This is a genomic window from Desulfatiglans parachlorophenolica (assembly GCF_055394735.1).
The window spans coordinates 233,165-259,225 of record NZ_AP042460.1 but is presented as its reverse complement, the minus strand read 5'-3'; the positions used below and the strand labels follow the sequence as shown (position 1 = coordinate 259,225).

Sequence of the window (26,061 nt, the reverse complement as noted above, 5' to 3'; positions counted from 1 at the left end):
CCGCATTTCGACGATCTACGTTAACCCCTTACTTGGACATGGCCCGAAGCCCAAACGGCCGCATTTTCGAGCCGGACCCCTACCAGGGGGCGCCCTCCCCGGAAAAGCCCACCATTCGAGCCGGAAGTAAGACGCCTAGCATTCCAGGGGCACTTGGATCATGGCGCGGTCCTGACGCTGCTTACGTGCGTGCAGCCATATGAGGATTTATTTTTTCTGCTTACTATTTGCTTACTTTTTTTTCGAGGCACCTGAGCCAAGAAAAAAGGACCTACGATTTTACGCCGTAAGTCCCTGTTTCTACTGGTGCCTGGGACGGGAATCGAACCCGTACAGCCCTAAGGACCGAGGGATTTTAAGTCCCTTGCGTCTACCAGTTCCGCCACCCAGGCAGGGGGTGTTTCTACTTGTCGAGAGAGAAAGCGGGAATCCTCCGACGGATTGGGGAAGTCGGGGCGAGGATGCACGCCGTCCGAGTGTCCATGCATCGGGGGGATAGGCTTTTCATTAGCACAGGGGGCCGGGTCGTGTCAACGATCCGGAGAGGGACCGCGAACGTAGATCGGGTTCGAGAAGATCCACGGGCGGAGGCCGAAAAAGGGGCGGCGGAGGTAGGCCTCGATGCGGTAGACGCCGGGGCCTGGTATGGGAAGATGGGCATCGAGGAGGGTTCGCTCCTGCAAGAGGCGGCCGTTGCGGATGATTCGGACGAGGGAGGGGCGCGGCAGGTTGATCTGGAGGCTGCCGGGGTGGAATGGCGCCTCCGCGCCCATCGGGAGGGGGTCGCCTTCATCGGGGACGAAGGTGAACCGGAAGCCTTTGGCGGTTTTCAGGCCGTCGTGGGCCACGTATAGGCTTCCTTTCTGGAGGGCCCGGTAGATCTGGAGGGCTGCGGTATCTACATCTTGGGAAAGGGGCGCATCGAGGAGGAGGTGCACATCGATGGAGCGGAGAAGCCGTTGGTAAGAGAGGGGTCTGAACCGGAGGAGGCCCAATCGGAAGAAGGAGCCGTGGGCGTCGGAGCCGCCGATCGCCGTCACACGGCGCTCGAGGCAGCAGCGGTCATAATAGGCGAGTGTTTCTTCGCTGGGGCCTTTCAGGCTCAGGGCCTTGAAAAGGAGGCAGTAGAGGGCGGTCGGGATGTCTTTGACGCGCTCCTTCCAGCGGGACGAAAAATTCCAGATGCAGATGCCTGTAAAATCCTTGACGGTCAGGTCGTTCCAGGTGTAGGCGATTCCACGCTCTCTGAAAGGCATTCCTTTCTCGAAGGGATGGGCGAGGAAGCCGATCCCGCCCTGCGCCTTGACGCGGTCGATGGTGGTCTGGGGGCCGTCGGCGTGGCCCGGGATCCATTCCTTCAGGTTGTAGGCCAGGTAGTGGTGGTAGCGATGGCCGATCTCCTGGCCGATCAGGACCAGGACGCGTCCGTAATAGCCGGCCTCTTCGAGGTTCAGTCTTCCGGCCATGTGGGCGTGGTCGTTCAGCAGGATGAAGTCGCATCCGGCGCGCGCTGCATCCCGGGCGATTTCGGGGACATCGGCGGTGCCGTCCGAATGGCGGGAGTGGATGTGAAGGTTTCCGACATATTCCAACATGACTTCAGACCTCGCAGTGATCGAGGGCCTTGACCCCCAAGCGCATGGGGAGCCATATGGCCAGGAACTGGACGACAAGCACCCAAAAAAACGATCCGACGATGAAGACCCATTGCCAGCCCCGGATCGGAACCCCGCGCCAATCGGCGAGATAGAGCAGATAGACCGGTCCTGCCTCGAGCACGATCACCGTGCCGATGAAAAGGACGCTCACGATCATGAAGAGCACGCCCCCGAAGCCCGTCGAGACCTGGGCGATATTCTGGTGGCGGAAATCGGGGTAGAGCGCCCCCATGCCGATGCCGAGGGCGACGATGCCGAAGACCGTCAGGCACATGGTGGCCGAGGTGAGCCACATCATGAACGGACTCACATCGAGCAGATGGTTGGTGGCCACGATCAGAATCTCGGCGAGAAGCAGCAGCGGACAGAGAAAGAAGACGAACTTCCCCCACAGATATCGGCCGGTCTCGATCGGTGCGGAGCGGATGATCCAGTAGGCGCCCCCTTCCGCGCTCACCGCGGTGAACACGAAACGCGCCGCGACGGCGGCGATCACGAACCCGGCCAGCCCCATGTTGATGAAGCCGAGTTCGTTCTGGAGAAAATCCAGCCTCAGCGGCGTTTTGTCCAGGGGCAGCACGCTGAAATTGTAGAGGTACACCGCCACCAGGGCGGCCAGGAGAAGAAGCTGCGACCACTGGGTATTGTCGCGGAAAAAGGTCCGAAGGTCCTTGCCGGCGACGGCACCGGGGGCGCCGGGGAACCATCGGCCGATGAGGTCTCCGGCCTTTGCGAGAACCCTGGCCGCTGCGGACCGGCGTCCGCCGGCCTCCTGGGACTTGGAAAACCCCCTGAAGTAGATGGCCCGCGCGACCCAGATGTTCACGAACGTGATCGACCCGGCCGTGCTCCAGGTGAGCGCCTTCGAGAACAGGCCCTCCGACAGACCCGCTCCGTGCAGCTGCCCCCAGAGCGCATCGGAGATCCACCGGGTCGGAAGGTAGGGAGACTGCGGCGCCTTCAGGGCGCTCAGATACTGCGCCACCGTGAAAAAGGCATCCGGATTCACCAGGCGCTCCGGCCGCATCAAGCGGAACATGAGGTAGAGCACGCCGATCAGGAGCACCGTCAGAAGCATCATGAGGTCTCTGGCCCGCCGGGCCGGGAAGGCATCGACCAGGATCATGGTGACCAGGATCCCGATCCCTCCGGCGATCAGGACCATCGCGAGATTCAGATGGACCAGCGCCAGGTAATAATCCGGACCGGCGCCGTACACCACGCCGTATGCCACGTAGATCGGCAGCCCGAAAAGGGCGAGCATCCAGGAACTGTCCACGAAGGTGAAGATGCAGCGCGCGGTGAAAAGGGTCTCCAGACGCACCGGGGTTGCGTGGCAGCAGGCGAGGTCGCGTGAGAGATACAGGTTCGAAAGCGCGCTGATGACGTGACTGAAGACCAGGAGGGTGAAAAAGGTCAGAATCACCATCGAAAAGAGCTGCCTTGCCAGGAACTCCCCGATGATCTCGGCCGACTGAAAATGCCGGAGGATCCGCAGCGAAAGAAGGAACATCCCTCCGCCGAACACCAGGCCGAGCACGGCCAGCGTCATCACGCGCTTCTTCTTCGCATCCGCAGGGCGGAGGAACCGGTTTCGGACCCCCAGGAGCCTCGGGCTAAGCAGCAGCAGGAGATCCCGCATGGTTCGACAGACGCTCCTCGGTCAAGGTGAGAAAGGTCTCCTCCAGTCCTCCATCCACACCCGCGGCCCGGGCGAGATCCTCGGAGGTGCCGCGTGCGATGATGCGGCCCATCTGGATGATAGCCACCTCGTCGCACACCTCCTGGGCCACCTCGAGGGAATGGGTCGACATGAAGATGGTCGTTCCTCCGGCGGACTCCTCGCGCAAGAGATCCTTCAGCAGCCGGGCGCCCCGAGGATCCAGGCCGACCATCGGCTCGTCGACGATCAGGACCTCGGGGGCGTGCACCAGCGCCGCGCACAAAGCCAACCGCTGCTTCATCCCATGGGAATAGCCCTCGATCAGTTCATCCTGCCACCCCGTCAGATCGAATCGCTCCAACAGCCGGTCCATCACAGCCTGCAGCGCTGCGCCTCGGGGGACACGGTAAAGCCCCGCCATAAAGGCGAGGAATTCCCGGCCGGTGAGCTTCTCGTAGACGAAAGGGCGGTCGGGGATATAGCCCACACGCTGCTTGGCGCCGACGGGATCGGCGGCCAGATCGAAGCCCCCGATGGTGATGCGGCCGGAGGTAGGGCGGAGCACGCCTGCCATCATCTTGATGGTTGTGGTCTTCCCCGCGCCGTTCGGACCGATGAAACCGAAGAGCGCCCCCCGTTCGACCCGGAGGCAAAGATCATGGACTGCGTAAACCTTCCGGTACACCTTCGTCAGATTCGTCAGTTCAATCATAGTCGTGTCCAGCGATGTCGATCTGCAGCACGCCCATGAGGCCGATCAGACCGGCCTGGCGGTCCAGACCGCCCTCTACCAGCTTGAGGTGGGTCGCGTCGGCGGGCATCTGCTCCATGGTGGCGTCCATGCTGACCCACGCCTCTGCGAGATAGGCCTCGGTCCAGGCATGGTAGTAAAAGGCCCCCTCCATGTAAACGAGCCCGACACACACGCGCGCAGGGATGCCCCGCGCCCTCAGGAGGGCCGTCAGGAGCGCCGTATGCTCGTTGCAGTCGCCGGCCCTGTGTTTGAGGACCTCGAGGGCGCTCGGAAAGGAGACCACGGGCCGCTTCTCCAGGCGCTGGTAGACCCATGAAAGCAGCCTCCGCGCCAGGATCACCGGATCGTCCTCATTCCCTGAAAGCGCATGGGCCGTGCGGACGATCTCGTCGGCATCGCTCTCGATCCCCGGTTCAGGCCGCAGCCAGCCCTCGAGACCCCGCTCCTGGATCTCGGCTGCGCTCAGGCGTCGTCCCCTTCCAGGCACATCCTCCTTCTCGATCGTCACCACCCCGTCGACCCAGCGCTGCCGCCCCTCGTTCAGATGGCGGGGGTCGAACTCGGCCCGGTCCAGCCCGTTGATCCGGAGGCGCAGCCGCTTCAACTGCCGCTGCGCTGAAAGGGCCTGTTTCACGGGCACCGCCGCCATGGCGTAAAGGTCTCCGCCGCCCGAGATGCCCGCCCGGGCCCGGTCGGCGGTCGAACGAAGCAGCGTGAACCCGAGAAAACCCTCCTCCTTCAGAACCTCGCCCTCATCGTCCAGCCAGATCACAAGCGGCCTGCCCCAAAAATCCGTCTCCAGCCGGAGGGCATTGACGGTGCCCCCCTCGAAGGACACCTCCTCTTCGGCCACCGCCTTCATCACAAGCGATTTCTGGGTCAACGTGGACGGATCGAAAAAGGAAAAGGGGAAGGCCTCACCCACGTTCGGCCGCCGTCCCCGGAGGGACTGGACCATGCCGGAACCGAGAACGGGTTTCCCCGAAAGGGGCACCGTGTCGGACCTGGCGCTGCGGCCCTCGCCCGTCGTCACCGCGAGGCGGCCGTTCTCCGCACGCCCGCGGATCTTGAAGGAGACCACCCCGGAGCGCATCTCGAAGGCGAAGCTTTCCAGGCCGAAGCCGAGGTCCGTCACCGAGCGCGTGGTGGTGAAGATCCCGTTTTCCCTCCCCAGCAGATTCAGTCGCAGAAAGACCTCTTCCTGCACCAGGAACCCGCCGTCGAGGGGCTGGACGCTCGTATGCGCATACCCGACCTTGCGGCCCTGCAGGTGAATCTCCATCCAGTCCTGTTTTTCCAGGTCCCGGCTGACCGCTCTCAAGCCCGGTTCCCGAGAAGGAGCGGCCGAAGAGCCGATCTCTTCCCGATAGACCAGGGTCGCCAAGAGAAAAAGCCAGACCAGGATGACGGCCGCACCGACGCCGTCGAAGATGCGTTTCGAACGGTGCGGTTGCTGTCGGCGCAAGAAGGATTTCACAGGCTAAGCGTATCGTCTCTCATTGCAGAGGGTTTGACAGACCGAGCGGACATGGAAAGGCGTCTTCCGCCTCGGAGCCGTCAGACTTCAGAAATTCCAAGCCATGGCAGTTCGAAGGAAAAAGCACCGACCGGACCTTCTGGGTCGACAAGGCACCGCGGCTGTGAATCAACGGTTGAAAACGACCCCGTCGAGGGGTGTGACAGGTGGAGCCGGTTTGCGGGAAAGGCGCAGAATGGATGGGGCCGAAAAGATTCACTCGGCACAAGGCGGCGTTTCGGCCCGGGGCGACGCGCAGGCCGTTCAGCCTGCCGGATCTCCGACCGCCGGACGCCGCCGCTACATCTTGTACTTGCCGAAGTCGTCGGGGTTCAAGCCCTCGAGGATCTCCTGCCATTTTTTGCCCTTTTCCGACTTGTCCTGCGCCTCCGCCTTGAGATCGATCTGACTGGACTTCCTGATCACTTCATCGGATACAAAGATAGGCGCCTTGGCCCGGAGGGAAACCGCCAGCGCATCGCTCGGCCGCGCGTCGATGGTCATCTCCCTGCCTTCGTGCGAAAAATGGATGATAGCGAAATAGGTGTTGTCTTTGAGATCACAGACCTCCACCTTCTGGATCTGGACGCCGACCATCTCCAGGAAATTTCTGAAGAGGTCGTGGGTCATGGGCCTGGAAAACTTGATGCCTTCGAGTTCACTGGCGATAGCCGTAGCCTCCAGAAGCCCGATCCAGATCGGGAGGGTCTCCTCCCCGTCGATCTCTTTCAGAATGACAATCGGGCTGTTGGTCACCGGATCGACCGTCAGTCCGGATATCACCATAGGCTTATACATGACTCCCTCCGTGGGATGCGCTCGCATCGGTGTATTTAAATTTATTCTTAAACATACCCACCCGTTTGTCAACAAGGCAGTCAAGCGACGCCCCCCGCGGAGCCATGAAAGGAAGCCGTTCCCACGCCCAAGGGCTGCTGCACACGTTCTGCGTCTTGCTTTTTTCCTCGAATTGGACTAGCTTTCCTGCAAAAAGGCGGCGGCCGGGCTTCATCGGCGACGGCCTCCTCTGAAAGGTGGTCCTACCATGAATCAGAAGCAGAAGGGGCCCTTTTTCCCCTTTGTCCTGGATTACAAGCCCGGATTCTTCCTGGGCTGGTTGCTCTACCGGCTCTTTCGCCACGTGCGCTTCGACGAGAACATGACCGAAGAGCTCAAACAGATGAACCGCGACGGAACCGTGGTCTACACCATAAAGTATCGGGGCCGGCTCGAATATCTCCTCTACCATTACCGGTTCCTCAGGAGCCGCCTGCCCTACCCCAAGATCGCCTTCGATCTGAACATGGTCCTTCTGCTTCCCCTGCGGCAGCTTTTTCGCTGGATCCGGTTTCAAACCGGATATTTTCTCAAAAATGGCCACTTCGCCGACCCGTTCGAGACCGCCTTCTTCCGCGATGCCATCCTCTCCGGGGACACAGCCCTCCTCCCGCTGCTGAGCCCCAAACGGTTCCGGCGGCAGTTCATCCATGCCGAAAAGGACCCGATGCAGCTTTTGATCGAGACCCAGAAGACCATGGACCGCCCCATCTTCCTGGTCCCACAGCTCATCCTATACAAGAAGGCCCCCGAGAAGGAACACCCCGGGATCCTGGACATCTTCTTCGGATTTAAAGAGAACCCCGGCATCATCCGCAAGATCGCACTCTTCTTCCGCTATCACCGCCGCGCCTTCATCGACTTCGGTCAACCGTTGAATCTGCAGGAGCACCTCGCTTCGAAGCCGGCGGATGCACCCGTGGGTGCATTGGCCGCGGAGATCCGGCAGGAGATGATCAACCGCATCGACCAGCAGAAACGGGTCATCCTCGGCCCCATCATGAAGACGCATCAGCAGTTCAAGGAGATCGTCCTGCAGGACCCCAAGGTCATGCAGCTGATCGAACACAGCGGCAAAGGAAACCCGAAGGCCGTCAAACAGATCAAGAAAAAGGCTTCAGCGCACTTCGAAGAGATCGCCGCAGATTACAACAGCGCCTACATCCAGTTTTTCTACCTGACGCTCAGCTGGCTGTGGAAAAAGATCTACGAGGGGATCGAGGTCGAACCGAACGAAATGGCCATGGTGCGGAAGGCCGCCGGCCAGGGTCCGCTCATCTATATCCCCTCTCACAAGAGCCACGTCGATTACCTCGTGCTCAACTACATCCTCTACGATTACAACATGCACATCCCCCGGGTCGCTGCCGGGCAGAACCTGGCCTTCTGGCCCATGGGGCACATGTTCCGGAAATCCGGGGCCTTTTTCATCCGCAGGACCTTCAAGGGGGCGCGCCTCTATGCGACCATCTTCGCCCGGTACATCAAGGCCCTCCTGAAGGAAGGCTACCCGCTGGAGTTCTTCATCGAAGGGGGGCGCAGCCGCAGCGGCAAGCTGATCATCCCCAAGATCGGCTTTCTCTCGATCCTGCTCGACGCCTTTCAGGAGGGATTCTGTGACGACCTGGTGTTCGTCCCCGCCTCGATCAGCTACGACCGGATCCTGGAGGAGAAGGCCTATCTGAAGGAATTGAGCGGGGAGGAAAAGGAGCGCGAGAACTTTCTCCAGGTCCTCAAGGCCCGGCGCTTTCTCAAACGCAAGTACGGGAAGATCTACATCCGCTTCGGCAGGCCCATCTCTCTGAAGGATTACATCCGTGCCTCCGGACGGGACCTCGAACCGGGCGATCACCGCCGGCTGGCCTCGCACCTCATCCAGGCCATCAACCACACGACGCTGGCCACCCCGCTGGCGCTCACGGCCGCCGCCCTCCTGACCGGGCACCGGCACGGTTTCCTTTTGAGCCAATTGAAAAATACGGCCAGGGAACTCCTGGCATTCCTCTCGAACCAGCAGGTCCCCCTCGCAGGCAGCCTGGCATCCTTCGACGAAGCCGTGGACGAAACCCTGGACCTTCTGACCGGCTGGAAGGTGGTCAATCAGTTGGAGGACATGCCGGGGGAAGAAACCTTCTATTTTATCGAAAAGGAGCGGGAACTCGACCTCGAATATTACAAGAACAGCATCATCCACTGGTTCATCTCACACGCCTTCGTAGGCGTGTCCCTCCTCAGCCGGCCGGAAGAAATCAAGACGCATGAAGGGATCCTCAGGGATTACCGCTTCATGAGAAGGCTCTTCCATTATGAATTCATCTTCGACGAGGCCCATGACGATGAAAAGGCCGTCACCTCGGGCCTGGATTATTTCCAGCAGAAGCGGCTGGTCTTCTATGACCGGGAATCGGAGGGTTACCGCGTCAGGGCGGAGGGGATCGAAATGCTCCGCGTCTGGGCAGGGTTCGCCCGCACCTTCCTCGAGGCTTACTGGGTGGCCGTGCGCGCGACCCTCCACGACGAAGGCGCCCGCCGTCAGAAGGGAGACACCCTCAAGCGGATGACGAATCTCGGACTGCGTTATCACAAACTCGGCATCATCCAGAACCTGGAGTCCCTCTCGCAGGTCACCTTCAAAAACGTCGTACAACTGATCGACCAGCATATCCTCAAGTCCACGGACGATATCGTCCCATCCTTCCCGGAGGACGAACGGGACCTCCACCGCCTGGCCCAGCGGATCTACGATCTCTTCCATTACGCCTACTGATCCACGGCCGAGGGAAGACCGTTCAGCGCGCCTTCCTCTCGAAGGGAGTTCTCCGGTCCGCCTCGAATCGGGAAAAACAAGCCTCTTCGCCGAACCATGAAATAAGCCCATGCAAAAGGCCGCCGGATCCCCGCCGTTCAATCGGGGGAAAACCGGCGGCCCTTTTAAGCCGCTATCCAAAGCATCCCGGTACGCCTAAACGAGGGAGAATTCCGCTTCCGTCAGTTTGGCATGCGCCGCGGCCAGCCGTGCGATGGGCACCCGCGGCGGGGAACACGACACATAGCTCATCTTGATATAATGGCAAAAGCGGATGGCATCCGGATGTCCGCCCTGCTCGCCGCAGATGCCGACCTTCATATCCGGGCGCGTCTTGCGGGCCCACTCCATGGTGATCATCATCAGCCGGCCGACGCCCTTGATATCCAGGACCTCGAAGGGGTTGTGCTGCAGAATCTCATGCTCCTTGTAGAGCGGCAGGAACTTGTTCTCGGCGTCCTCCCGCGAGAAAGAAAAGGTCGCCTGGGTCAGATCGTTGGTTCCGAAAGACATGAACTCCGCCAGTTCCGCAATCCGCCCCGCGCGCATGCAGGCCCGCACCACCTCGATCATGGTGCCGAAGTGGAACGGGACGTCGATCCTGAACTTCTTCTCCACCTCCTTGTGGATCTGGCTGACGTAACGATGCACCCACTTGAGCTCCTCCAGCGTACAGACCTGCGGGACCATGATCTCAGGGCTGATCCGCCCGCCGCTCTTGATGTGCTCGGCGGCGGCCTCCAGGATGGCCCGGATCTGCATGGAGTAGATCTCCGGATAGGTGATGCCCAGACGGACCCCGCGGTGCCCCAGCATCGGGTTGGTCTCGGCCAGGGCCCGTACCTTCCTCAAAACCACTTCCTTGGCCTCGATCAGGGTCTCCGCCAGGTGTTTGTTCTTGAGTTCCTCCAGGCCGAGCGTAATCGCCTCGAGATTGGCCGAATACCGTTCGTGCAGCTGCGGATCCAGCATCCTGAGGGTGTCCGGGAGAGTCGCCATTCCTTCGATGGTCTTGCGCAGCTCGCGCAGGTGGGTGATCTCCTGGATCAGTTCGTCGGCGGAGGGCAGGAACTCATGGATCGGCGGGTCCAGCAGCCGAATCGTCACCGGATAGCCGTTCATGATGCGGAAGATCTCCTTGAAATCCTCGCGCTGGATAGGCAGCAGACGGTTGATCGAGGCCTGCCGCTCGTCGGTGCTCTCAGCCAGGATCATCTCCTGGACAATCGGCAGACGGTCCGGCTGGTTGAACATCCGTTCCGTACGGCACAGGCCGATGCCCATGGCCCCATATTTTTTGGCCTTTTTCACCGCCTCGGGGGTGTCGGCATTCGCCATCACATCCAATTCACTGATCTCGTCCGCCCACTCGAGTAGCACGAGGAGGTCCTCGACGAACTCCGGTTCGATCGTCGGGACCCTCCCCTGGAAAACATTCCCGGTCGTGCCGTCGATCGTCAGGACATCGCCTTCCCGCAGCGGGACGCCCGCGATCACCGCCTCGCGCGTGGCATAGCTGATCGTCATATTCTCACAGCCCGACACGCACGGTTTGCCCATGGAGCGGGCGACCACGGCGGCGTGGCTGGTTTTTCCGCCGCGGCTCGTCAGGATCCCCTGGGCGGCGAAAAACCCATGGATGTCATCGGGTTTGGTCTCCTCGCGGACGAGGATGACCTTCTCCCCAAGCTTGGATTTGCTCTCTGCGCGGTCCGCGTCAAAGACGATCTTGCCCCAGGCGGCGCCGGGAGAGGCCGGCAGACCGGTCGTCAGGATCTCCACCTTCGCCTCCGGGTCAAGGCGCGGATAGAGAAGCTGTGCCAGCATGTCGGGTTTGATCCGCAGGATGGCCTGGTCTTCGGTGATCAGCCCCTCGTTCACCATGTCGATGGAGGTCTTGATAAAGGCCGCGGCGTTCATTTTGCCGTTCCGGGTCTGCAGGCAGTACAGCTTGCTCTTCTCGATCGTGAACTCGAAATCCTGGACCTCTCGATAGCGTTTCTCCAGGGTGTGCCGGAGCTTCTCGAGCTCCTGGTAGACCTCGGGCATCTCCGGGCGCAGTTCACGGATCGGCTTCGGGGTGCGGATGCCGGCGACCACATCCTCACCCTGCGCGTTGATCATGTATTCACCGTAGAGGCGGTTTTCGCCGGTGGCGGGGTTGCGGGTGAAGGCCACGCCGGTCGCGCAGTCGTTGCCCATGTTTCCGAAGACCATGGTGCAGATGTTCACCGCCGTCCCGCTGGCCATCTCGGTGGTGATCCCGAACTCCCTGCGGTAATCGACGGCGCGCTTCCCCATCCAGGATCGGAAGACAGCCTCGACCGCCATCTCCAGCTGGACATAGGGATCCTGCGGGAAGGGGGTCCCGGTCTTTTGCTGCACGACCTGCATAAAGCGGTCACAGATCTCCCGCAGGCCCTTGGCATCCAGATCGACGTCCTGGGCCGCCTTGTATTTTTTCTTGACATCATCGAAGACATCGTCAAAGGGCTCGTCGCCGAGCCCCAGTCCGACCGAACTGAAGAGCTGGATCACACGCCGGTAGGCATCGTAGACAAAACGCTCGTTCTGCGTCTGCTCGATGAGCCCGGGCAGGGTCTCCTTGTTCAGCCCGAGATTGAGGATGGTGTCCATCATCCCGGGCATGGAGATCGCAGCACCGGAGCGGACGGAAACCAGCAGGGGGTTCTTGGGGTCCCCGAAGCGCTTGCCGGTCTTCTGTTCGAGATCCGCCATCGCCCCCTTGATCTGGCCCATCAACTCCGCGTCGAGCCCCTTCTTCTTCTGGGCCAGATAGGCGAGGCAGGCCTCCGTCGTAATGACGAATCCGGGCGGAACCGGGAGGCCGATCTGCGTCATGTCGCAGAGATTGGCCCCTTTGCCGCCCAGGAGTTTCTTGTTCTTGCCATCCCCCTCCTCAAACGCGTAGACGAATTTTTTCGTGGTCATGGGTTCCCCCTTCTGTCGCGCAACCTGAAAAACTCCTGTAAATAGGCCAATCCCAGCAGAACACCTGCCAGCAGCAGTGTCCACCAGAAAGAATGGCCCTGCAAGAAAAAACGGCCGATGAGGATGGCGATCCCCACGGCCAGCACGAGCCGAATGATGAACATCTCCCATTTTCCCATTTTCGGCCGCTCCGATCTCCACCGGTGAATAAACTCGGACCGCAGCCTCTTTGTTTGGCTGGGGCCCTCGAGCAAAACCGCCCCCCTTCGATCAAGAAGGCTTTTTGAACGGGATGACACGGGCGGAGCCCTTCCGCCCCTCCCCGCTATCCTCAGTAGGGGCCTCCGGCCCCGTCGCCGCGGGAGTGGCCTTGACCTCCTCGAGGCGCACGGCCTGGCCTCCCATGGTAAAAGACTCCCCGTCCACGTAGGACTCGCGCAGGATCCACCGGACAACTTGACTCGGTACGCTCAAAAACAGCAGCGTCACCTGGCACCACCCCGCCTTCACATCGGGCTCGACCGCCTCGATGCGGGCATAGATCGCCGGTGCATCCTGGTAATAGACAAGGACGACGTCCCCTGGCTTCCGCTTCATCATGACCTCGCTCCATCCCCGCGATCCCGGCCCGAGCGGACCAGCGGCAGGGCGCTCGTCGAGATTCCGAACTCCATCCGCCGCCCTTATTCCGAATCCCGGATGACGCTTCCCGGATCGCTCCGAAGCTTTTCGAGCTTCTCCTCGAAGCCCCCCCCGAGATCGACGCCCATCGTCTGGGCCCTCTTTTTGGCTTCGAGGCCGATGTTGCGCGAATCCTTGTAGAAGCTGTCATCCCTGCGGGCCGACGGGTCGAAAGACGAGAGCCGATCCTGCTCCGAAACATGAAAACAGACGCGTGAAATGAGACGCTTCCATTGATTCCCCCCGCAGCCGGGACATGAAAGGGCCTCTTCGTCCTCCTTTTTCATGATCAGCGCCTGAAAGGTCCTGGCGCATTGTTTGCATTCGTACTCATATATAGGCACGTCTCACCATCCTAACGCATATCTGTCCTGAAATGATTATCCAGTACGACCCGGTTTCCAATCCGGAAGCGAGGATTTTTGGCCAATGTCAAGGGGCTCAACCGTTTGCTTGTACGGCGGCCTGCAGGCCGCCGTACAAGCAAACGGGCAGCCAGGCGCCGAGACCAGCCAGAAAGACCCTTTCCGGATGGGAATTTTCTATCAGATTCCCGGCCGATTATCAAGCGATTACCCAACCCGGCCGCGGCCCCGGAGCGCCTCGCCGGAGGACATATTTCCCTTGACACCTCCCAGCCCTTATGGCATGTAACGATTTTCACAAGTGGCATAATGCCTCAAATGGGTATCTTATGCCCTTTCGAACCAATCGCGGACTCGAGAAGGCCTGCCGTTTTCTCCGCGCTTCCGAAGGGGCTGGCGGGTTTGCGCGAAGGGGAGAACCGCTCGTTCGCGTCAAGTTACATGATTTCACCGACTTCGAGACAAACCTCTCGAAACAACACTTCAACGCTGAGAAGCAGGAGAAAGAATGTCATGAGTCAAAATAAACCCAAGGGCTCTGTAGCGGTTATCGGGGGCGGCATCGCGGGAATACAGGCCGCCCTTTCCCTTGCTGACGCAGGATATGGTGTCCACGTAGTCGAACGTACGGCAACCCTGGGCGGGATGATCCCCAATCTGCACCGGATCTACCCCCTCTGCGCATGCTGCAAGTTGAATCCCAAGATCGCCGCCTGCCAGCAAAACCCCAACATCGACGTGCTAACCGACGCACAGGTCACCGGGATAACCGGCGAACTGGGCCGGTTCGCCGTGAGTGTCGAACAGGGCGGCGTCGCCAAACAGCTCGAAGCGGGCGCCGTGGTCCTCGCGGCCGGCATCGAGGCCTTCGACCCCTCCCAGCACGATACTTACGCCTATCACCGCTTCCCGAACGTCGTCACCAGCGTGGAGTACGAGCAACTGCAGAAGCCGACCGGCCCGGGGAAGGGCATCGTCAAGAGGCCTTCGGACGGACAATCCCCGCAGAAGATCGCCTGGCTGCAGTGTGTCGGTTCCCGGGATATCAACCGCTGCGACGCCCCTTACTGCTCCTCGGTCTGCTGCATGTACGCCCTCAAGGAGGCCGTCAACAGCGTCGACGTCGACGAAGGCGTCGAGCCCGTGATCTTCTACATGGATATGCGCACGCACGGCAAGGGCTTCGAGACCTATCTGAACGATGCCAAGGCCCGCGGCATCCGCCTCGTCCGCAGCCGGATCCACACGGTCGACGCGCTGCCCCAAAGCGACGACCTGAAGCTCACCTACGCCGACGAAGCCGGTGCACTCCATGAAGAGACCTTCAGCATGGTCGTCCTTTCGGTGGGGCTCAAGCCCGCGGCGGACGCCATCGCCCTGGCCGAAAAGATGGGGCTGCAACTGAGCCCCGACCGTTTCCTGGCCACCCCCCCCTTCAAGCCGGTCGGCACCAGCCTTCCGGGTGTTTTTACCTGCGGCGGTCTTTCCGGACCCCTGGACATCGGCCAATCCATCACCCAGGCCAACGCCGTGGCCTCCGAGATCGCCGCGGTCCTCGACCCGGTGGCGCTCGCAGCCCCCGTCATCTACCCCCAGGCGGTGTCCGCTCCCGATGCGGAGCCCAAGGTCCTGGTCGCCTACCATCTCTGCCCCGGCATGGATGCCGGGATCGGCAAACGCATCGAGGCCTTCGCCTCCAAACTCCCGAAGGTGGCTTCCGTCGTCGGCATGGAGGGCGGCATCCTCGATCAGCTCGTCCAGGCGATCCAGTCAACCGGCGCCAACCGTTTGGTATTCACCAGCTGCACGCCGCTGATCCACAAGGCCCTGCTGGAGGAAGCCCTCAGACGGTGCGGTTTGAACCCCGCTCTGTTCGAGATGGTCGACCTGCGGGTGCTCGACATCGCGGCCGACACCCAGCTGAACGACCGCCTGCGCATGGGGGTCGCCCGCGCCGCCCTCAGCAGCCCCACCCCTGTACGGGAAGTGCCGGTGACCAAGCAGGCCCTGGTTGTCGGCGGCGGTCTGGCCGGTATGGAGAGCGCCCTGGCGATCGCACGGGAAGGCTTCCCGGTGACGCTGGTCGAGAAGGAAGCCGCTCTCGGCGGGCACGCGCTCCACGTTCGATCCACCTGGCAGGGTTATGACGTGCAGGCGTATCTGAAAGACCTGCTCGCCTCCGTACAGAAGAGCGACCTCATCACGGTCCTGACCGACGCCACGGTCAAGGAGAGCCGCGGATTCGCCGGCCAGTTCCTGAGCACCCTGGAGCAGGGAGGCAAATCCCTGCCGCTCGCCCACGGCGTGACGGTCCTCACGACGGGCGGCGACCCGGTCCCGGCCAAGGAGTACCTTTACGGCCGGAGCGATCGCGTCTATCTCTGGAACGAGTTCAGCACGAAACTCCTGCAGGATCCGAAAACGATCGAATCGGCCGCCTCGGCCGTCTTCATCCAGTGCGTAGGGTCCAGGGAACCGGATCGGCCCCACTGCAGCAACCTCTGCTGCGCCTTCTCCGTGCGGACCGCCATCGATCTCAAGGACCGGAACCCGAATATGGATGTCTACATCCTTTACCGGGAGATGCGGACCTTCGGCGAACGGGAAGAGCTCTATCGGACGGCCCGCCAAAAGGGCGTGATCTTCATCCGCTACGACCTCGAAAACAAACCTTCGGTCACGGCCGACGACGGGAGGCTCACGGTGAGGGTCCTCGATCCGATCCTCGGCAAGGTGCTGGCGCTCCCGGCGGACTTCGTCTCGCTTCAGACAGCCATTACGGCCCCCAACAACACCGCCCTGCCGGCGCTTTTCCGGGTCGGCCTGGATCCGGACGGCTTCCTCGCCGAATCGCCCGAAAAGATGAGGCCCTCCGATACGACGATCAAGGGCATCTATCAGGCGGGTCTGGCCCACTACCCCAAAGACACCCTTGCCAGTATCGCCCAGGCCAAGGCCGCTGCAGGCCGGGCCCTGGAGATCCTGAAGCAGGAAACGGTCCAGGCGGCGGCGCTCGTAGCCGAGGTGCAGCCCGAGAAATGCGCCGTCTGCTGCACCTGTGTGCGGACCTGTCCGTTCCATGTGCCTTATATCGATCACGATCGCGGAGCCGCCTACATCGATCCCGCGTTGTGTCAAGGCTGCGGTATGTGCGTCGCGGAATGCCCCGGCAAAGCCATCGTAATGCCCGGCGTCTCCGATCAGATGCTGAACCAGGCGCCTTCCATCCTTATGGAAACGAATTAGATTCATAAGGAAATGAAGCTTCGGACACGAAACAGTTTCCGGGCCGGAAACGGGGATTTTTGGCCAAGATCGAGGAAATCGAGCGTCTGCGCGGAGGCATGCGGATGGTACACCGCACAAGCAAGCGCGCAGATTGACGCAGAGATTGGGCAAAAAGACCCTTTTCGGAAGGAAACGAACTAACCGGTGTCCTGCTCAAGCGAGGTCAATGACACCAGGTGTTTATAAGGAGATGCTGCAATGACTGATTTTGAACCCCAAATCATCGCTTTTTGTTGTTCGAACTGCGCCTCAGCGGCCGCCACTGTCGCGGAAAGCATGTCGCTGACCATGCCTGACAACGTCAAGGTCGTTCAGGTCCCGTGCACCGGAAGGCTCGAGATCCTGCACCTGCTCAAGCCCTTCGAGGAAGGCGCGGACGGTGTCTATGTCGCCGGTTGCCAGGCGGACAGCTGCCAATACATCTCAGGCATCTCGCAGGCGGCCAAGCGGGTCGCCCACGTCAAGAAGGTGCTGGAGGAACTGGAGATGGAGCCGGAACGTATCGAGATCTTCAATCTCTCCGCCGGCAGGGGGCGCCGCTTCGTAGACGTCGCCCACGAGATGCTGAACCGGATCAAGGAGCTCGGTCCCAACCCAGTACGCGTGAAACCCTAGATACTCTGCGAGGTACGAGTAATGATAGTCGCTGAACCAAAACCCATCAAAGAAGTGGTCGAGATGGTCAAGGACTGCAGCAGGGTCCTGGTCATCGGGTGCAAAGGCTGTGTCACGGTCTGCAACGTCGGAGGCTCGAAAGAGGTGGGCATCCTGGCCTCCGCGCTCAGAATCGCCGCCGCCAAAGCAGGACGCCGGATCCAGGTCGGCGAGCACACGCTCGAGCGCCAGTGCGATCCGGAATACATCGAAGAAGTCAAAGACATGATCGAGGGTTATGACGGCGTGGTCTCCCTCGCGTGCGGCGTCGGGCCTCAGTTCCTCTCGGAGCGCTACCCCGAAAAGCGGATCTTCCCCGGGGTCAACACGCGGTTCATGGGGGGCGCGGTCCAGCATGGCATCTGGGAAGAGCGCTGCGCCGGCTGCGGCACCTGCGTCATCCATTTCTTCGGCGGGATCTGTCCGATCGCCCGCTGTTCCAAGAGCCTGATGAACGGCCCCTGCGGCGGGTCCGCCAAAGGCAAGTGCGAGATCGCCAAAGATGTCGACTGTGTGTGGGATATCATCGTCCGAAAACTGATGGCTCAGGGGCGTCTTGAAGACCTCCTCCAATTCAGACCGCCCAAGAGTTGGACCACGGCCCGGGACGGAGGCCCGCGAAAACTGTTCAGGGAGGAGCTGGTAAGATGAGCGAATACAAATCAGGCAGCAATCTTGAAAAGGTACTGAAAGCGGGCCATTTCGCCTTTACCGGTGAGTGTGGACCTCCCATGGGGGCCAACGTCGAGCACCTGAAGGAAAAGGCCCATCATCTGAAGGGCGTCGTCGACGCCGTCAACGTCACCGACAACCAGACCGCGGTCGTGCGGATGTCCAGCTGGGCCGCGTCGCTGATCCTGCTGCAGGAAGGGATCGAACCGAACTTCCAGATGGTCTGCCGCGATCGCAACCGGCTCGCCATGCAGAGCGACATTCTGGGCGTTTACAGCCACGGGATCCGCAACATGCTCTGCCTGTCCGGGGACCACCAGAAGTTCGGCAACCATCCCGAATCGAAGAACGTCTTCGACATCGATTCCATGCAGCTGATCAACCTGGTCAAGACCATGCGGGACGACGGCAAGTTCCTGAACGGCCAGGACGTCGATGTAGCCCCGAAGCTCTTTATCGGAGCGGCCTCCAACCCCTTCGCCGACCCCTTCGAGTTCCGGGTCTACCGGCTCGCCAAGAAGATCGCCGCCGGAGCGGATTTCATCCAGACGCAGTGCATCTACAACATGGACAAGTTCCGCGCCTTCATGAAGCAGGTGGTCGACATGGGCCTGCACGAGAAGTGCTACATCCTGGCCGGCGTCACCCCGATGAAGAGCGTCGGTATGGCGACGTACATGGCGAAACAGGTCCCCGGCATGGATGTCCCCGACTCCCTGCTCAAGCGCCTGCGCGGCGCCGGCAAAGGGAAGGTCGCCGAGGAGGGCATCCTTTTCGCCCTCGAGCAGATCGAAGAGTTCAAACAGATGGAAGGCGTCGCGGGCGTGCACCTGATGGCGATCGAGTGGGAGCACCGCGTGCCCGAAATCGCCGAAAGGGCCGGCATGCTGCCGCGGCCTCAGGTTTAAGCCTCACCCGACCGGAATCAAACCCCCGGGGAGGCGGGATTATTGACGGCCTCCCCGGGGGTTTTCGAAGATCGGGTTTTCTTGCCCTTCATCGCGCCGCGCCTGCCCTCACGCGCCGGTTCAACCTCTTTGCACGGAGGCCTCCCGGATGAACGACATCCTTCGCAGTCACGATCGCACCGGCCTGCTGCTGCTCGGTCTGTCGCTGGCCCTTGGCATGATCGCCACGGCCTTCGTGGTGACCACGACCCTGGAGCGGTTGAAGCGCTCGAACGAAACGATCACCGTCAAGGGGTTCGCCGAACGGCGGGTCACCTCGGACATCGCCGTCTGGAAGGGGCAGGTCACCGCCAGGGGCGAGGATCTGAGGGCATGCTACGAGACCCTTTCGAAGGACATGGAACGGGCGCGCGGCTATCTGCTCCAAAACGGGCTCGAACCCGGGCAGATCGAGCTGTCTTCCGTCAACACCATGACGCAGTACCGGCAGAACGAAAAGGGTTACCAGACCCACGAGATCGCCGGCTACATCCTCGAGCAGTCCCTGAGCGTCAACTCCCCGGATGTCCGGAAGGTGGCGCAGCTCTCGAAGGACGCCACATCTCTCATCAGCGAGGGGATCGTGTTCACCTCGTTCCCGCCCGAGTTCTACACCTCCGAGTTCGACCGGATCAAGATCGATCTCCTGGGCGAGGCCACCTCCAACGCCCGTCTCAGGGCCGAACAGTTCGCCGGGAGCAGCGGGATCCACGTCGGCGACCTGAAGTCGGCCTCCCAGGGCGTCTTTCAGGTCACTCCGGTCCACTCGACCGAGATCTCCAGCTACGGGATGTACGACACCAGTTCCATCGAAAAGAGCGTCAAGGCCGTCGTGACGATCCAGTACGCCATCAAAAGATAAAACCGGCCGCCTGCGGGCCCTGAAATTTGCGCCGCAGGCAGCCGACTCCACTCGTTCGGCCTGTTTGTCGTTTATCCGTTCATCCGTTCGAGGATGACCACAACCTCCAGCGCCTCCCCGCCCGGCCGCGCCGCGAAGCGGCAGGCCTCCACCGCCCGTTCGAGGCAGCGGCGGAACGCCTCCGTCTCCCCTGACAGCCCACTCCAGGATACGTCTTTCACCCGCCCGGACGGATCGATGCGGAATCGGATCGTGACAAGGTCCCCCTTACGGGTCGCAACCCCTTTTCCATCCAGGCAGTCGGCCCACGCCTCGAGCCGCTCCGCCACCACTCGGCGCACCTCGGCCTCTTCAAGCGCACCCGACACCGTGATCGGTCCGATTGCCCATCGGGGCCGCCCTTCGGGCTCTCCTTCGCCGCCGGTTGAGGGTTCGACGGCCTCATCGGCCCTGTCCTCCGCCGCTTCATTCTTGTCCGGTGCACCCGCAACCCCGGGGCCGGCCTCTTCACGCGCCTCCTGCGGGGCGGCCGCCGGACGGGCCACGGTCATCATCTTGGCCGACCCCATCGGGCCCATGCCGCCGACAGCCAGATCCGATACGCCCGCCGGCAGAGGCAGAGGCTGTTTGACCGTCGTCCGCTCCCCGGTTGCTTCCCTTACGATCGAATCCACGGCCACAAAGGAGGTGTACGCCGTCAGCAGATGGTAACGGAGGCCGAGTTCGGTCACCTCCTCGATCCGCGCATCCGATGGCTGGAGACGGTTGTAATCGGAGAGGAGGGCCACCCGCTGCCGGGCCCACAGGTAACGCAGGGCCTTGCACGATGTCACCGCCCCCGCCTTTTCTACAGGGATCCTGGCCTGATAGGGCTTTCCCGCGCCCGTCAACCCCTCGAGGGTCACCGCCCCTTTGGCCGCCCCGCGCCACTTGCCGACCACGACGATGGGGCGGTCCGCCATCAGGTCCGGGATCGCCGGAGGCTCTATGTCATAGGCGTCGAACCCGGGGAAAGCCATGCGCAGGTGCGTCATCACCGGCCACTGGACGAGCCTCCGGAAGCGGGCGGCCGTCTCCGCGGCCTCGCTTTCCCGTAGCACGACGAACGGTTCGCCCATGCCGACCCGGGCGAGCCCATCCACCAGGTGCCGGTTGACGCTCGATCCGATGCCGAAGACAAAGAGGTTGGCCTCCCCGAGGCGCCGCCGCACCAGATCGAAGGCCTCGGGTTCCGCGCTCACGTAGCCGTCGGTCACCAGGAGGATCGACCTCGAAAATCCATCGGAACGAGGCAGGGCCATGGCGCGCTCCAGGGCCGGCAGGAGTTCGGTTCCCCCTCCTCCGCGCTCTTCTTCGATCCGGGCGATGGCCTTTTGGATGTTTTCAAGGGTGGCCGGGAGGGATCTTTCCGCCAGGACCATGGAGCCGCCCGCAAAGAGCAGGACGTTGAAGCAGTCGCTCGGCCGCAGTCCGGAGATCAGCTCTCGGAGCATCCGTTTGGAGACGTCCAGCGGAAAGCCGTGCATCGACCCCGAGACGTCCACGACGAAGATGAACTCCCGCGGCGGCACCTCCGCAAGCACCGTCCTTTCAGGGGGCTGCGCCATCAGGAGGAAGAATTTCTCGTCCGGGCCCTCGTAGAGCAGAAGCCCGGAGTGGACGGCATCGCCGGCAAGCCGATAGCGGAGCACGAAGTCGCGGTCCCCGCCCCTCCGTTCGGTGTCATGGAGCCGGATGAAGGCCCGCGCATCCGAGTCGTACCGGATGTCCACCCGATGGGTGCCACAGACCGCCTCGCGGATCGGCATACCCGCGTTCAGGGCAACCCGGATATCGAAATCGTAGGGCGCCGGCTCCCCCTCATGGAGATAGGGGTTCTGGACCCACCGGTCCGCGTCCGTGCCCTGCGCCTCGGACGGACTCTGATACCGCGGACCGACCACGGTCGGATAGACGAAGCTGTACACCCGGTCTTCCGGGACCAGAATCTCCGTATACGACATCTCGACCCGGATCTCGTCTCCCGGCAGGATATTCGCGACATTCATCTGAAAGACGTTGGGACGGTGCTGCTCGAGCAGGGAGGCCGTCCGGCCCTCGTCGCGGGCCTGCTCGTATTCCCTGCGCGCGGCCTCGCGCTCCTCGATCCGCGCCTCGATGACGCGTTCCCCGATGGTCATCTTCATGGCGTAGACCGCGGATCGCGTCGAACCCGGAAAAACATACAGGGCCTCGATCGCCCGCCGCCCTTCGTTCCGGTAGCGCTGCGTCACACGGACGTCTGCAATGACCCCGGCGATATCGACATCCGCCCTGGTCTCCTTGAGCGGCAGGGCATCCACCCCCGGCTCCCCGTTCGTGACGACAAAATAGGGGGAGAGGCTTCGATCCGCATCATCCCCGCCCTCCGCAGCCCCGCAGGCCCTCGGCGGCGGGAATCCCCCGGCGGCGAGCGCCGCCCCCGTAAAAAGCATCAACACGACCACCCAACGACAAACAGAGCAGCCCCCCGCACCCAAGACCCTGCTCTTCGACATCGAACCGCTGCTTTTCCTCATGGCTGTCCTCCTCTTTTTTCGGGTTTTATGGTCCTTTATCCAGTTTGACAGCACAGCTACCGAAAAGTTCCCGCATTTTTTTTCGACAGGGATGCGTCTATCCGGAAGGAATCGTCCGGCGGCAGGATCCCGTAACAGCCTCTCGAGCCGATCCCGGTGTCGACCTGAACCTGCGCCCTGGAAACCGCCTGCGTCCCGCCCCGGCGAAAGGGCTTGATTTTCTCGATCCCGGGCGGCCGGGAGACCCGCCCGAATGACAGCGTGCGAAGCCACTGAGGAAGCCCGCAGACACTCCGAAACCCTGCCGAAGGGAAGGGGCCGATCGGGTGCAGCCGAAAGCAAAACCGGGGGCCATCATAACAGGGCGGGACTGAGCAAACGAAGTCTCTGGAGATGAGGTCGGACCTTCGGTGCGATGCACCGGCGGCTCAAGGGTGTACGAGGAGTTCCAATAGCAAGGTCTGATCCATCCCGCGCCCGATATCCATCGGTTCCTGGATTTCCAACCGGCCCAGGTGATGCAGCTCGCGAACGAGCGCATCATATCGCCCGGCGGGCACGCTGAAGGAAACCACGCGCGATTCGGGCCGGGCCGGGCCGGGGCCGGCCCCGATCAACGTCCCGCCCGCATTGAGGATCGCCGATTCGATCGCGGAAAGGAGCGCTTCGGAGGCACGGTCGGGTTTCTCTCCCGGCGATTCGTATTGCTCCTCCGGGGCGGCCCGAGAAAGGGCCGGCGCCGCCTCGCGCACCTCTGACAGCCTGGCGGGCGGCTCGAGAACCGCAACCGAATCTCCGGGTTGCGGCGCACCGCCGAAACGGTCCGCCTCGGCATCCGCGCGCCCATCGACGCCGGCTTCCCCAGTCTCGGGGGCTGCGGAGCCGCCCGGCTCCACTCTCACCACCCGGAGGCGCAGGAGCGGGGCGGCATCGTCGATCTGTCCGGCACGGTCCGCTTTGGGGGCTTCGGCGACCTTGAAAGTCCGCTCGTGCGCCATCTCGGGCGCCACCACGACCTCTCGAAGAGGGGACAGGGCCGTATCCCTCTGCCCCCAGAAAAGCTGATAGGCGATGACCACCACGACCGCCGTCGCCAGGACGCCCGCCACCTCCAGGTGCATCTTGAAACGCAGCGGCTGCCAAAAAGCTTCGAATATACGCCTCCAGCGGCCGCCTTGGTTCAGATGGCCCGCAACCCCTTCAACGAAGCCGGGAGGCGCCTCCTGCCGCGGGAGATCCCGCATCGCCTGCAGGCAGAGTTCGAGTTCCCGCAGGGCCTCGCGGCAGGCCGGGCATCCCCGGAGGTGCTCCTCGACCGTCGATTCCCTCTCGGCATCCAACTCGTGATCCACATAGAGAGACAATAGCTCCTGGATCTCCCGACACCTCATCCCATTGCCTCCCCCTTGAGATTGCTGCGGAGCCTCGCCCGCGCCCGCGCGAGCCCCGACTTGACCGTCCCGAGCTCCAGCCCGGTTGCCTGCGCCACCTCCTCGTAGCTCAGGCCCTCGATGTCCCGCAGCACGACAAGCGTCCGGGCCATCTCGGGCAAGGCGGCAATGGCGCGCTGGAGAAGTCGCTCCCCCTCCTTCCGGCTCAGCTGTTCCAATGGCGACAGCCCCCGATCCTCGAGTTCAGCGATGCAGTCCGGCGAATCCCCGTTTCCACCCGCACCCAGGGAAACCGTCCTGCGTTTTGCACGATACGCCGCCGACTGCAGACGGTTTCGACAGGTGTTGACGGCGATGGCGTAAAGCCAGGTCCCGAAGGCCGCGTCGAAGCGAAAGGCCTTGAGGGAACGGAAGGCCTTGACGAACGTCTCCTGGGCGCAGTCTCGCGCCTCGTCGCCATCCCCCATCAAGCGGTAACAGGCGTTGTATATGCGGTCCATATAGCGGATCACAAGGGCTTCGAAGGCCTTCTTGTCCCCCCTCAGGGCCGCCTGCACCTCTAAGCTGTCCTGTCTCCGCCCGTCCACGCCGCCTCCCGCCCCCCCAATCCGTTAGACCGTCCAGGCACGAAAAAGTTCCCGTCCAAGGGGGGGGCGCTGTTAAAATGGAAACGCACCGGTCAGCTTCGAAAGGTCAGGAAGTGGGCTGGTGCGCGCGTCTCAGAAATCGAAAACGACTTTTTCCCTTATGATCGCCTGATGGAGCCTCGCCGCCACATGTCCAGAAGCGGCAGGAGTTCCCCGACGCTTTCAAGGATAAAATCCGCCTCCTCGGCGACAAGCGCCTCGCGATCCTCCACGCCGGACAGAACGCCGACCGTCAGGCTGCCGGCGGCCTTGCCGGCCTGTATATCGACCCGGGAATCCCCGACGTAAACCATGCTGCCGGTTTCGACCCGCAGCCTCCGTGCGCAGGCGATCAGGGGATCGGGCGCCGGCTTCTGACGCTCCGCGTCATCGGTCGTGATCGTCACCTCCAGCAGCTTCTCCGCGTCCGCCATCCGCAGCGCATGGAGCTTGTCGGAGAGAAAGATCCGTTGGGTGGCGGTCACCAATCCGATCCGGTAACCCATCCGCGCCACCTCGCGCAAGATCTCGGCGGCCCCTGGAATCATGCGCGTCTCACGCCGGAAGATCTCGGGGTAAATCGCCAAGATCGCCCGCCGCGCCGTTTCGATGACCGCCTCTTTCCGAACCCCGAAGTCCATCGGGAGGACCTTTTCCCAATCAAACCCACCGTAGCGCATGGCCTCCAGCAAGGCCTCCCTCGAAACGGGTGGCAGACCGACCGACGGAAAGGCCTGATTGACGATGGTGAAATAGGTGCCGATGGAATCGATCAAGGTCCCGTCCAGATCGAAGGCCACCGCCTCCACGGCCTCGGTAAAGTGGTCCTCGTTCACCCGCCCACCTCCCCCGGAGCGTGCTTCTTATCCGGCTGCATCCGCCGCATCCTCATCCCGCCGGGTCCGGACCGTTAACGCAACCCGGTCTCCGTCATTCAACCCCAAAGCGTCTTTGATGCCAACCGGCGCCATGATCTCGAGGATCCGCGCCCCATGTACGTTCACGCGCTCCTCCGGTATGATCAATGCCCCTTCGATCCCCCCGATGGACGCAGGCAGAACCCGTCCGACACAGAATTGAGGGTCCGGCGGCTCCAGAATGATCGCCTCCGCCTTCAGAATCGAGACCAAAAGCGCCTCGCTCTCGCTGTCCGGTTCTATATTCAGGGTACCGGGATAAGGCCGGAAACCCACCCTGGCCTCACACTGCTCCTGCACCCACGCGAGCTGGGTGAAAAAAGCCGCTTGGCCGACGCCGCTCACGATCTTACCGGCCAGCGTCCATGATTCAAGCATCGCCGCCCCTTCGAAATAAAAAATGAAACACCCTATTCAAACCACTTCTGCTTCTGGAAATCATCTGGGGAAGCCGGCAGCGAACCCTTCACAACCGTCCGCAGGACAGAGGCCAGACGCTCCGCCTCGACACCTGGCAGGGCCTCCAGAGAACGGACCGTGCGGCCGAACGTCTGGTCGATCGAAGGCTGGAGCGCCTGCCGTTCCTCGGGCGGCAGGAGCCCATAGGCCGCCACCAGGTGGCCGATCCAGTTCTCCAGGGACTTCACGTCGAGGCCCTGCCGCCGGTAGACATACCCCTCGAGCGCGCCGGCCGAGGCCGCAAATTCATAGATCTGTAAGCAAAGCTCCATTCTTCCTCCTTTTTCCAGACAGCCGTCCCCGGCTGCAGCTGCGGGCCGGCGGAGCCGGCCGGCGATCGATTCGAGTCTTTCCGCCTATCCCGAAAGGCCCCTCTTTCACCATCCCGACGCCGTCCCGACTCCTTTTCGGGTATCCCGCCAGACACCGGGAGACGGCGCTTCGGGCTCGCCCTC

At 62.2% G+C, this 26,061-nt stretch carries 21 protein-coding genes and 1 tRNA gene; 6 read left to right on the top strand and 16 right to left on the bottom strand.

What is annotated here, in order from left to right:
- Positions 1-304 precede the first annotated feature (304 nt).
- From ACZ500_RS01185 to ACZ500_RS01160, 6 genes are all read right to left on the bottom strand, one after another.
- Positions 305-392, bottom strand: a tRNA-Leu gene (locus ACZ500_RS01185).
- Between the two features lie 138 nt (positions 393-530).
- Positions 531-1,595 carry a CehA/McbA family metallohydrolase gene (locus ACZ500_RS01180; RefSeq protein WP_464230711.1) on the bottom strand — a complete coding sequence of 355 codons (1,065 nt, stop codon included), beginning with the start codon at positions 1,593-1,595 and terminating at the stop codon, positions 531-533.
- Positions 1,596-1,599: 4 nt separating this feature from the next.
- Complete coding sequence (locus ACZ500_RS01175) at positions 1,600-3,300, bottom strand: putative ABC transporter permease subunit (protein ID WP_464230710.1); 1,701 nt, start codon at positions 3,298-3,300, stop codon at positions 1,600-1,602.
- Complete coding sequence (locus ACZ500_RS01170; RefSeq protein ID WP_464230709.1) at positions 3,275-4,033, bottom strand: ABC transporter ATP-binding protein; 759 nt, start codon at positions 4,031-4,033, stop codon at positions 3,275-3,277. The genes ACZ500_RS01175 and ACZ500_RS01170 overlap by 26 nt, the downstream gene beginning before the upstream one ends.
- Positions 4,026-5,540 (bottom strand): transglutaminase-like domain-containing protein, encoded by a 1,515-nt coding sequence (locus ACZ500_RS01165; RefSeq protein ID WP_464230708.1) that lies wholly within the window; start codon positions 5,538-5,540, stop codon positions 4,026-4,028. Before ACZ500_RS01165 ends, ACZ500_RS01170 begins: the two co-directional genes overlap by 8 nt.
- A 351-nt stretch (positions 5,541-5,891) precedes the next feature.
- Entirely contained in the window at positions 5,892-6,389 is a 498-nt protein-coding gene (locus ACZ500_RS01160; protein WP_464230707.1) for a bifunctional nuclease family protein, read from the bottom strand.
- Between the two features lie 247 nt (positions 6,390-6,636).
- Between ACZ500_RS01160 and ACZ500_RS01155 the strand changes: the two genes are divergently transcribed.
- Positions 6,637-9,195 (top strand): 1-acyl-sn-glycerol-3-phosphate acyltransferase, encoded by a 2,559-nt coding sequence (locus tag ACZ500_RS01155; protein ID WP_464230706.1) that lies wholly within the window; start codon positions 6,637-6,639, stop codon positions 9,193-9,195.
- Between the two features lie 195 nt (positions 9,196-9,390).
- Here the strand turns inward: ACZ500_RS01155 and ppdK are convergent, their stop codons facing one another.
- From ppdK to ACZ500_RS01135, 4 genes are all read right to left on the bottom strand, one after another.
- Positions 9,391-12,186: a pyruvate, phosphate dikinase gene (ppdK, locus tag ACZ500_RS01150; RefSeq protein ID WP_464230705.1), complete on the bottom strand. Its 2,796-nt coding sequence runs from the start codon at positions 12,184-12,186 to the stop codon at positions 9,391-9,393.
- Complete coding sequence (locus ACZ500_RS01145; RefSeq protein ID WP_464230704.1) at positions 12,183-12,365, bottom strand: hypothetical protein; 183 nt, start codon at positions 12,363-12,365, stop codon at positions 12,183-12,185. Before ACZ500_RS01145 ends, ppdK begins: the two co-directional genes overlap by 4 nt.
- Before the next feature lie 91 nt (positions 12,366-12,456).
- Entirely contained in the window at positions 12,457-12,786 is a 330-nt protein-coding gene (locus ACZ500_RS01140) for a hypothetical protein (protein WP_464230702.1), read from the bottom strand.
- Between the two features lie 83 nt (positions 12,787-12,869).
- Positions 12,870-13,211, bottom strand: coding sequence for an FmdB family zinc ribbon protein (locus ACZ500_RS01135; protein ID WP_464230700.1), 342 nt, complete (start codon positions 13,209-13,211; stop codon positions 12,870-12,872).
- A gap of 534 nt (positions 13,212-13,745) precedes the next feature.
- Between ACZ500_RS01135 and ACZ500_RS01130 the strand changes: the two genes are divergently transcribed.
- From ACZ500_RS01130 to ACZ500_RS01110, 5 genes are all read left to right on the top strand, one after another.
- Positions 13,746-16,478 (top strand): FAD-dependent oxidoreductase, encoded by a 2,733-nt coding sequence (locus tag ACZ500_RS01130; RefSeq protein ID WP_464230699.1) that lies wholly within the window; start codon positions 13,746-13,748, stop codon positions 16,476-16,478.
- Positions 16,479-16,718: 240 nt separating this feature from the next.
- A complete protein-coding gene (locus ACZ500_RS01125) occupies positions 16,719-17,135 on the top strand; it encodes a hydrogenase iron-sulfur subunit (protein WP_464230698.1) in 417 nt (138 codons plus the stop codon).
- 21 nt (positions 17,136-17,156) lie between these two features.
- Positions 17,157-17,825, top strand: coding sequence for a methylenetetrahydrofolate reductase C-terminal domain-containing protein (locus ACZ500_RS01120; protein ID WP_464230697.1), 669 nt, complete (start codon positions 17,157-17,159; stop codon positions 17,823-17,825).
- A complete protein-coding gene (locus ACZ500_RS01115; protein WP_464230696.1) occupies positions 17,822-18,754 on the top strand; it encodes a methylenetetrahydrofolate reductase in 933 nt (310 codons plus the stop codon). The genes ACZ500_RS01120 and ACZ500_RS01115 overlap by 4 nt, the downstream gene beginning before the upstream one ends.
- A 148-nt stretch (positions 18,755-18,902) precedes the next feature.
- On the top strand, positions 18,903-19,655 hold the full coding sequence (locus tag ACZ500_RS01110) for an SIMPL domain-containing protein (RefSeq protein WP_464230695.1): 753 nt from the start codon (positions 18,903-18,905) through the stop codon (positions 19,653-19,655).
- A 71-nt stretch (positions 19,656-19,726) separates the two neighbouring features.
- Here the strand turns inward: ACZ500_RS01110 and ACZ500_RS01105 are convergent, their stop codons facing one another.
- The 6 genes from ACZ500_RS01105 to ACZ500_RS01080 form a co-directional block, all read right to left on the bottom strand.
- Entirely contained in the window at positions 19,727-22,213 is a 2,487-nt protein-coding gene (locus ACZ500_RS01105; protein WP_464230694.1) for a VIT domain-containing protein, read from the bottom strand.
- A 428-nt stretch (positions 22,214-22,641) separates the two neighbouring features.
- A complete protein-coding gene (locus tag ACZ500_RS01100; RefSeq protein ID WP_464230693.1) occupies positions 22,642-23,604 on the bottom strand; it encodes an anti-sigma factor family protein in 963 nt (320 codons plus the stop codon).
- Positions 23,601-24,191: a sigma-70 family RNA polymerase sigma factor gene (locus ACZ500_RS01095; RefSeq protein ID WP_464230692.1), complete on the bottom strand. Its 591-nt coding sequence runs from the start codon at positions 24,189-24,191 to the stop codon at positions 23,601-23,603. The genes ACZ500_RS01100 and ACZ500_RS01095 overlap by 4 nt, the downstream gene beginning before the upstream one ends.
- A 158-nt stretch (positions 24,192-24,349) precedes the next feature.
- Positions 24,350-25,066 carry an HAD family hydrolase gene (locus tag ACZ500_RS01090; RefSeq protein ID WP_464230691.1) on the bottom strand — a complete coding sequence of 239 codons (717 nt, stop codon included), beginning with the start codon at positions 25,064-25,066 and terminating at the stop codon, positions 24,350-24,352.
- A 27-nt stretch (positions 25,067-25,093) separates the two neighbouring features.
- Positions 25,094-25,525, bottom strand: a complete 432-nt coding sequence (locus ACZ500_RS01085; protein WP_464230690.1) for a DUF120 domain-containing protein — start codon at positions 25,523-25,525, stop codon at positions 25,094-25,096.
- Between the two features lie 32 nt (positions 25,526-25,557).
- Entirely contained in the window at positions 25,558-25,878 is a 321-nt protein-coding gene (locus ACZ500_RS01080; protein ID WP_464230689.1) for a hypothetical protein, read from the bottom strand.
- Positions 25,879-26,061: the final 183 nt, after the last annotated feature.